This is a genomic window from Actinomadura roseirufa (assembly GCF_900659635.1).
Classification (GTDB): domain Bacteria; phylum Actinomycetota; class Actinomycetes; order Streptosporangiales; family Streptosporangiaceae; genus Spirillospora; species Spirillospora roseirufa.
On sequence record NZ_CAACVB010000320.1, the window covers coordinates 1 to 7,646 of the forward strand.

Annotated in this window: 10 protein-coding genes; 6 read left to right on the forward strand and 4 right to left on the reverse strand. The window is 72.7% G+C overall.

From position 1 onward, the window contains the following. On the reverse strand, nt 1-490 hold a 490-nt coding region (locus E1291_RS36490; RefSeq protein WP_242614601.1), incomplete at its 3' end, for an adenosylcobinamide-GDP ribazoletransferase. A gap of 273 nt (nt 491-763) precedes the next feature. Continuing rightward, a complete protein-coding gene (locus tag E1291_RS36495) occupies nt 764-1,720 on the reverse strand; it encodes a bifunctional adenosylcobinamide kinase/adenosylcobinamide-phosphate guanylyltransferase (protein WP_242614602.1) in 957 nt (318 codons plus the stop codon). A gap of 92 nt (nt 1,721-1,812) precedes the next feature. Between E1291_RS36495 and E1291_RS36500 the strand changes: the two genes are divergently transcribed. Then, nucleotides 1,813-2,709 (forward strand): DsbA family protein, encoded by an 897-nt coding sequence (locus E1291_RS36500; RefSeq protein WP_131742619.1) that lies wholly within the window; start codon nt 1,813-1,815, stop codon nt 2,707-2,709. Nucleotides 2,710-2,750: 41 nt separating this feature from the next. Further along, the gene (locus E1291_RS36505) at nt 2,751-2,948 is read left to right on the forward strand and encodes a hypothetical protein (protein WP_131742620.1); all 198 of its coding nucleotides are present in this window, start codon (nt 2,751-2,753) and stop codon (nt 2,946-2,948) included. Between the two features lie 123 nt (nt 2,949-3,071). Here the strand turns inward: E1291_RS36505 and E1291_RS36510 are convergent, their stop codons facing one another. After that, on the reverse strand, nt 3,072-4,073 hold the full coding sequence (locus E1291_RS36510; protein ID WP_131742621.1) for an aldo/keto reductase family protein: 1,002 nt from the start codon (nt 4,071-4,073) through the stop codon (nt 3,072-3,074). Nucleotides 4,074-4,155: 82 nt separating this feature from the next. Further along, complete coding sequence (locus E1291_RS36515) at nt 4,156-4,731, reverse strand: DUF3043 domain-containing protein (protein ID WP_131742622.1); 576 nt, start codon at nt 4,729-4,731, stop codon at nt 4,156-4,158. Between the two features lie 133 nt (nt 4,732-4,864). Here E1291_RS36515 and E1291_RS36520 point away from each other — a divergent pair, with 133 nt between their 5' ends. The 4 genes from E1291_RS36520 (at nt 4,865) to pspAB (ending at nt 7,555) form a co-directional block, all read left to right on the forward strand. Then, nucleotides 4,865-5,674 (forward strand): PspA/IM30 family protein, encoded by an 810-nt coding sequence (locus E1291_RS36520; protein WP_207401131.1) that lies wholly within the window; start codon nt 4,865-4,867, stop codon nt 5,672-5,674. Then, nucleotides 5,671-5,949: a PspA-associated protein PspAA gene (gene pspAA, locus E1291_RS36525; protein ID WP_131742623.1), complete on the forward strand. Its 279-nt coding sequence runs from the start codon at nt 5,671-5,673 to the stop codon at nt 5,947-5,949. Before E1291_RS36520 ends, pspAA begins: the two co-directional genes overlap by 4 nt. Before the next feature lie 119 nt (nt 5,950-6,068). Next, nucleotides 6,069-6,986, forward strand: coding sequence for a zinc metalloprotease HtpX (gene htpX, locus E1291_RS36530; protein WP_131742624.1), 918 nt, complete (start codon nt 6,069-6,071; stop codon nt 6,984-6,986). Further along, nucleotides 6,986-7,555 carry a PspA-associated protein PspAB gene (pspAB, locus tag E1291_RS36535; protein ID WP_131742625.1) on the forward strand — a complete coding sequence of 190 codons (570 nt, stop codon included), beginning with the start codon at nt 6,986-6,988 and terminating at the stop codon, nt 7,553-7,555. Before htpX ends, pspAB begins: the two co-directional genes overlap by 1 nt. Nucleotides 7,556-7,646 lie beyond the last annotated feature (91 nt).

The window sequence follows — 7,646 nt, forward strand, 5'->3', positions numbered from 1 at the left end:
CCAACCCGCCGGGCCGGGCCGCCGGCACGCCCGCCCGGCAGGCCCACGGCAGAGCCAGGCGCCCGGCGACGCCCGCGACCAATGCCGCGGCAGCCGGGTGCGGCGCCGCGGCGAGCGCCGTGACCTGGAGCAGCAGGACGAGCAGCAGCGTGACCACGCCGAACGGGCCGATGTCGGACCGCTTCATGATCGCGAGAGCCTCGCCGGCCGGCCGGCCGCTGCCCAGGCCGTCGGCGAGATCGGCCAGGCCGTCGAGATGCAGCGCCCGGGTGAGGGCGGCCGTGGCCGCCACCGCGAGCACCGCGGCGACCGTGCCCGACAGTCCGAGCGCGTCCCCCGCGGTGACGGCCAGCGCGGCGGCGCCACCGGTGACCAGGCCGACGGCGGGGGCGAGCAGCATCGCGGCGCGGGCCGTGCCCCGGTCGACCCGGCCCGTGCGCAGCGGGACGACGGTCAGCAGCGTGACCGCCAGCCGAAACCCGCCCGCCACAACGCCTTCAGCCCTGCCGTCCTCAGCCCTGCCGTCCTCAGACAAGCCGCTTTCATGCCTGCCGCCGCCAGCCCCGCCGTCTTTAGCCCTGCCGCTCTCAGGTCTGCCGTCTTCAGCCCTGTCCTCCGCCATGCCTCCACCACCCCCGGCCCGCCGTCGTCCTGGTGGTCGTCATGTCCCCACGGTGGCGCCGCCGGCAGCCGCTCCGGGCCGGAACGCCGTTATGTGGATAACCCTCGCGGGCGTATTTCGCGGTGCGGGTGGTGCCGCCGGTCATGGCAGCTCCACGACGCGGCCCGCGACGACGAGGGCGGCCTCCTCGGACTCGGCCGCCAGCCGCTGGTTGAGGCGGCCGAGCAGGTCGCGGAAGGCGCGGCCGGACGCCGTCGCGGGCACCACCGACAGCCCGACCTCGTCGCTGACCGCGACGACGCGGGCCGTGGCGGCGCGCCAGGCGGCGACCAGGTCGTCGACGGCGGGCCGCGCCCGCGCCGGGGCGTCCCACGCGTCGGCGGCGTCCACCACGGCCGTGAGCCACGTGCCGATGCCGTCCACGAGGACCGCGCCCCGCGCCGCCGCGAGGACGCCCGGGACATCGGTGGTCTCGACCGTGCGCCACCACGGCGGGCGGCGGGAACGGTGCGCGGCGATCCGCGCGGCCCATTCGGGGTCGTCGCCTCGGACCGCGCCGGTCGCGACGTACGTCACGTCCGGGTGGGCGGCCAGGCGGAGTTCGGCCTCGGCGGACTTGCCCGACCGCGAGCCCCCGAGGAGCAGTGTGCGGAAGGGCCCCTCCGGTGGCCGCCGCCAGAACGCCGACCGGCGCTCCAACTCGGCGGGGGAGGAGATCCGATGATCGACGTGCACGGCCATGACCTCGGTCCGGGGCGTCACGGCCCCGAGGCGGCGGAGACGGCCCAGGTGTTCTGGGCAGCCGACCAGATCCAGCAACACCGCGTCGTACTCCACCTGGGCGGACGGCTCCGGAGTGGAGCCCGGACCGGCCGCGACGAGCACGCGCCCGCCGCCGGGGCCCGTCACGTCGTATCCACCGGGCACCTCCGTGCGGGAGCACTGCTCCCAAGGGACGCCATCGATGGTGGCACTGGCCGGTTCATGCCGGATCCCGGCGATGCGGAGCCGGTTGCAGGACGCGCAGTCACAGCCCGAACACGGCCATCCCCGCGGGCCGGCGAAGGCGCGGAGCTCGATCTTCATGTCGCGGTTCATGTCGAGCGGAACTCTACGGCCGCCAGGGAGAGGCGATCCGCACTGGATACCCTCGGCCTGGAAGTCGAGATGTTCCCTCCTGAGGAGACGCGGTGGCATACCCCCCGAACGCGCCGTGGCCGGACCAGCCGGGCAGCCGACCGGGCTCGCCGCCCGGATACGGGCCGCCGCCCATGCCGCCGGGGCCTCCCGGACCGCCGGGCCCCGGCGGAATGCCTCCCGGAATGCCCGGCGGGGCCTGGCAGCCGCCGCCGCCCCCGCCGCCCCGCAGGGGCGCGGGCCTGGTGATCGCGCTGGCCGGCGGCGGCCTGGTCGTGGTGCTGGTCGTGGTCGCCGCGGTCGTGCTCCTCACCCGGTCCGGCGGAGACGATGACGGGGGAGGCGGCGCCGCGGCGCCGCTGAAGCCGGGCCAGATCGCGGGCGGCGCGGTCGCCACGCCCGGCGATGACGGGAGCCTCACCATGGCCCGCCCCGGCGTCACGAGCCCCGTCGTGGACGTCTACGAGGACTTCGCCTGCCCCCACTGCGGCGCGTTCGACCGCATGCACGACCCGATGCTCAAGGAGCTGGCGGTCTCCGGCCGCGCCAAGATCGTCTTCCGGCCGGTGGTCATCTTCGCCCCGGGCGCCGAGCCCGCCTACGGCAACTCGCTGCGGGCCGCCGCGGCCCTGCGGTGCGTCGGGGACGGCGCGCGCTGGCTCTCCTACCAGGACGCGCTCTACTCCCACCAGCCAGCCAGTCTGGAGAGCAAGGGGTACGACACGTCCGACCTCGTCTCCTACGGCGCGCCGTTCGGGCTGGCCGGAGACGACTTCTCCGGCTGCGTGAAGAGCCAGCGGTACGCGGCCGAGGTGAAGGCGGTCAGGGAGCGCTATCTGGCGTCCGGGTTGCAGGGCACGCCCAGCGTGAGGGTGAACGGCCGGCAACTGGACCAGTCCGATACGGGCGACCCGGAGCGGATGCGCCGCGCGATCGAGGCCGCGGCGTGATCGAACGGCTAGTCTCACCGCGACGAAGGAGGTCGAGCGCGATGGCGTGGAGCTGGCGTTTGGAGAAGGCGGACGGGCAGTCCGCCGGGGTGGCGGAGGAGACCTTCTCCACCCAGGCGGACGCGGAGAGCTGGCTGGGCGAGAACTGGCGCGGCCTCCGGGCGGGCGAGGTCGACAAGGTGACCCTGCTGGACGGCGAGACGGTCGTGTACGCGATGAGCCTGCACGACCCGGAGTGACCCGGGCCGTGCGGACGGCGGGGATGGGCCGCGGGGCCGGATGGTCCCGCGGCCTTCTCCGTGCGTGTCCTCCGCGCGTCTCCCTCGGCGCGCCTCAGCGTGCCCTGGGGCGCCTCAGGCGCCTCAGGGGCGCCGGCGGGGGCTGACGGTCAGGTCGGGGTCGCGGACGACGGAGTCGGCGAGCACGTCGTCGATGCGCTTCAGGACGTCGGCCTCCAGCTTCACCCCGGCGGCCTTCACGTTGTCGGCGACCTGCTCCGGCCGGGACGCGCCGACGATCGCCGCCGACACGTTCGGGTTCTGCAGCGTCCAGGCGACCGCGAGCTGCGCCATCGACAGCCCGAGCTCCTCGGCGACCGGCCGCAGGTTCTGGACGCGGGTCAGCAGGTCGTCGTCCAGGTAGCGCTTGACCATGTCGGCGCCGCCCTTCTCGTCGGTGGCGCGCGAGCCCTCGGGCAGCGGCTGTCCGGGCTTGTACTTGCCCGTCAGGACGCCCTGCGCGATCGGCGACCAGACGATCTGGCCGACGCCCTCGCGCTCGCACAGCGGGACGACCTCCTTCTCGATCACCCGCCACAGCATCGAGTACTGCGGCTGGCTGGAGACGATCCGGTCCAGGCCCATCTCGTCGGCGATCTTCAAGGCCCGCTCGATCTCCTCGGCGCGCCACTCCGAAACGCCGATGTACAGCACCTTGCCCTGCCGCACCAGGTCGTCGAAGGCCCTGAGGGTCTCCTCCAGCGGCGTCTCGTAGTCGAAGCGGTGCGCCTGGTAGAGGTCGATGTAGTCGGTGCCCAAGCGGCGCAGCGAACCGTTGACGGACTCCACGATGTGCTTGCGGGACAGGCCGCGGTCGTTGGGGCCGGGACCGGTCGGCCAGTAGACCTTGGTGAAGATCTCCAGCCCCTCGCGGCGCTGTCCCTTCAGCGCGCGTCCGAGGACCTCCTCGGCGCGCGTGCCGGCGTACACGTCGGCGGTGTCGAAAGTGGTGATCCCCTCGTCGAGGGCGGCCCGCACGCAGGCGAGCGCGGCCTCCTCCTCGACCTGGGAGCCATGGGTGATCCAGTTGCCGTACGCGATCTCGCTGATCTTCAGACCGCTCCGGCCGAGGTTTCGAAACTCCATGGTCATGACCCTAGCCCCGGCGGAGATCAGGATCGTCCGGCGCGGGACGGGGCGCGGGACGGGGCGCGGACGGGCCGTCCGGTCAGACCCGGTCCTTCTCGCCGACCTTCACCTGCGGGCCCGGCACGCGCAGCCGGCGGATCTGCATGGCGCGCATCGCGGCGTACATCCCGACGCCCTTGGGGTCCTCGTCGGGGTACCGCTCGGCGGCCAGCCGCTTGACGCCGCGGCTGAGCATGAGGCCCTCGCCGAACACCACGAGCAGCAGCACCGGCGGCGCGAACAGCACCAGCAGCCGGGCGGCCGGGACCGGCAGCAGGCTGAGCATCACGATCGCGAACATCGCGTACATCAGGTACGAGCCGACCGTGCGGCGCGCGTCGACGTAGTCGCGCGCGAGCTTGCGCACGGGCCCCTTGTCGCGCTTGAGGAGGTACTTCGAGTCCCCCTTGGCCATGCCCTCGCGGGCCTTGACGCGATCGGACGCCTGCCGCTCCCTGAGCTTCTTGTAGGCCTCCTTGCGGGTGGCCGGAGCGGTGATCGGCTGGCGGCGGCGCTTCTCGGCCTCACTGCGCTTGGGAGTGGGCCGGCCCTTCCCCCCTGGCTTTACTACCTGAGGAGGATTCGCCGGGGCTTCCGGGGTACGACGCTTGAACACGGGATCAGCCTACCGGCTGCGAACATCGTGGCTGCCTCGCGCGTTAACGCGTAGGGTGATAAGAACCCCAGCAGTGGTCAATGAGCCCAGTTGCGACGACTGAGCGACAGCACGAAGGGACCGGCGCCGCGCGATGAGCGTGATGAAGCGAATGTCGATGATCTTCAAGTCCAAGGCGAACAAGGCTTTGGACCGCATGGAGGATCCTCGCGAGACGCTCGACTACTCCTACCAGCGCCAGCTGGAGATGCTGCAGAAGGTCCGTCGGGGGGTCGCCGACGTCGCCACCTCGCGCAAGCGCCTCGAGCTGCAGATCAACCAGCTCGAGCAGCAGCAGAACAAGCTGACCGACCAGGGCAAGAAGGCGCTGCAGGTCGGCCGCGAGGACCTCGCCCGCGAGGCGCTCACCCGCAGGGCGGGACTGGACGGCCAGCTGAACGACCTGCGCGCGCAGTACCAGCAGCTGCAGGGCGAGGAGGAGAAGCTCACGCTGGCCTCCCAGCGGTTGCAGGCCAAGGTCGACTCCTTCCGCACCCGCAAGGAGACGATCAAGGCGACCTACACGGCCGCCGAGGCGCAGACCAAGATCAACGAGGCGTTCTCCGGCATCTCCGAGGAGATGGGCGACGTGGGTCTGGCGATCCAGCGCGCCGAGGAGAAGACCGAGACGATGAAGGCGCGCGCCGGGGCGATCGACGAGCTGCTGGCCTCCGGTGCCCTTGAGGACTTCTCCGGCCCGAAGGACGACATCCAGGCGGAGCTGGACCGGATGGGCTCCGGCCCCGGCGTCGACCTGGAGCTGGAACGTCTCAAGGCGGAGCTGGGCCAGGGCCCGGCGCCCAAGGAGCTGAACCAGGGGTCGCCCACCGCCCGGCCGCAGCAGCACCCCCACGACACCCCGCAGCAGGCCCCCTGGCCGCAGCAGCCCGGGGGTGCGCAGTGATCGTCCGCCTGATGGGGGAGGGACAGCTGGACGTGGCCGCCGACGAGCTGTCCGCCCTCAACACGCTCGACGACGAGCTGGAGGCGGCCATCGAGACCGGCGACGAGACGGCGTTCCGCGCCGCGCTGCACGCCCTGCTGGACAACGTCCGGAAGGTGGGGACCCCGCTTCCGGCCGACAGCCTGGCGCCGTCCGAACTGATCCTGCCGCCGGCGGACGCGCACATCGACGAGGTCCGCTCCATGCTGGGCGACGAGGGGCTCATTCCCGACTGACCCGGCGGCCGGCCGGGCGGCGGAGCCGTCCCGGCGACGAGCCCCGGACCCCTGGCCTGGCACGAAACGACGGCCTCGCGCGTTGTGACAAGTGAATCGGGGAAGAACTGGGGGATCCGATGGCCCGCACGCGTTACGCCTCCGACCGGGGGCTGACGTCCCGCATGCTGCTGACCATGTTCCTGCTGGGGCTGGTCTACGTCGTCTTCGTGACGGCGTTCTTCGTCGTCTCGCCCACCTTCGGGGTGATCGGGCTCACCGCCGCGCTGCTGTTCCTGTTCGCTCAGTACTTCTTCTCCGACCGGCTGACGATGTTCGCCATGCACGGCCGGGAGGTCTCCGCCGAGGAGGCGCCCGAGCTGCACGGCGTCATCGACCGCATCTGCGCGATGTCGGACACGCCCAAGCCGCGCGTCGCGATCGCCGACACCGACGTCCCGAACGCCTTCGCCACCGGCCGCAACCAGAAGAAGGCCGTCGTCTGCGTCACGACCGGGCTGCTGCGCCGGCTCGACCCGGTGGAGCTGGAGGGCGTCCTGGCGCACGAGATGGCGCACATCGCGCACCGCGACGTCGCGGTCATGACGATCGCCTCCTTCCTCGGCATCTGCGCCGGCCTGATCACCAGGCTCGGCCTGGAGTGGGGCCTGTGGGGCGGCTTCAACCGCCGCGACGGCGACCAGAACACCGGCCTGATCCTGCTCGCGGTGGTGGCCGTCAGCGCCGTCGCGTACGCGGTCAGCTTCCTGCTCACCCGGGCCCTGTCGCGCTATCGGGAACTGTCGGCCGACCGCGCCGCCGCGCTGCTCACCGGCCGGCCCTCCGCGCTGGCCAGCGCGCTCACCAAGGTCACCGGCGAGATCGCGCGGATCCCCACCAACGACCTGCGCTCCGCCCAGGCGTTCAACGCGTTCTTCTTCACCCCGGCGTTCGGCAAGGGGTTCAGCATCTCCTCGCTGTTCTCCACGCACCCGACGCTGGACCGGCGGCTCGCGCAGCTGTCGACGATCTCCGACCAGCTCAGCAGGGGAGCCTGATGGGATTCCTGGACACGCTGCTCGGCCGGTCCAAGCCGGTCAAGCCCGATCTCGACCGGCTGTTCGCGCTGTCCACCGCCGCCGTCACGCTGGAGGCCGCCACCGGTTTCCGGCCCACCGGCCTCGGCTCGGTGTGCTTCCGCGCCGCCGAGGGCGGCGCGTTCGCCCGGCTGCAGGACGACGTCCGGGAGCTCCTCGACGCCGATGAGGGCCCCCAGGTCGAGATCAGCACCGACACCTACGGCTACACCTGGCTGCTGGCCACCCACACGCCCGACGAGCTGCCCGACCTCGTCACCGACCTGCACGCGGTGAACGCCACCCTGGAGGGCGGCGGCTTCGGCCCGCACCTGCTGTGCTCCCTCGCCGGGTTCGCCGGCCCCGACGGCCGGCGGCTCGCGCTGGTCTACCTCTACAAGCGCGGCACCTTCTACCCGTTCGCGCCGCAGCCCGGCGACAAGCGCGACAACGCGCTGGAACTGCAGGTGCGCGGTGCCGTCGGGGCCGACCTGCCGTTCGAGGACGACCTCGGCCGCTGGTTCCCCGTCTGGGGCGCCCCCGGCCTGTGACACCCGCCGCCGCGGCGCCCGGCGCCCGGCGCCCGGCGGCTCCGGGACGGGCGGGTCGGTGGATGCTCGTCCTCATCGGGCTGACCGCGGT

Bases quoted from the DNA above. Each gene is read 5' to 3' on its own strand.
- pspAB (WP_131742625.1), top strand. From the start codon at position 6,986: ATGGGATTCCTGGACACGCTGCTCGGCCGGTCCAAGCCGGTCAAGCCC.
- E1291_RS36505 (WP_131742620.1), top strand. From the start codon at position 2,751: ATGGCGTGGAGCTGGCGTTTGGAGAAGGCGGACGGGCAGTCCGCCGGG.
- E1291_RS36495 (WP_242614602.1), bottom strand. From the start codon at position 1,720: ATGAACCGCGACATGAAGATCGAGCTCCGCGCCTTCGCCGGCCCGCGG.
- htpX (WP_131742624.1), top strand. From the start codon at position 6,069: ATGGCCCGCACGCGTTACGCCTCCGACCGGGGGCTGACGTCCCGCATG.
- E1291_RS36520 (WP_207401131.1), top strand. From the start codon at position 4,865: ATGAGCGTGATGAAGCGAATGTCGATGATCTTCAAGTCCAAGGCGAAC.
- E1291_RS36510 (WP_131742621.1), bottom strand. From the start codon at position 4,073: ATGGAGTTTCGAAACCTCGGCCGGAGCGGTCTGAAGATCAGCGAGATC.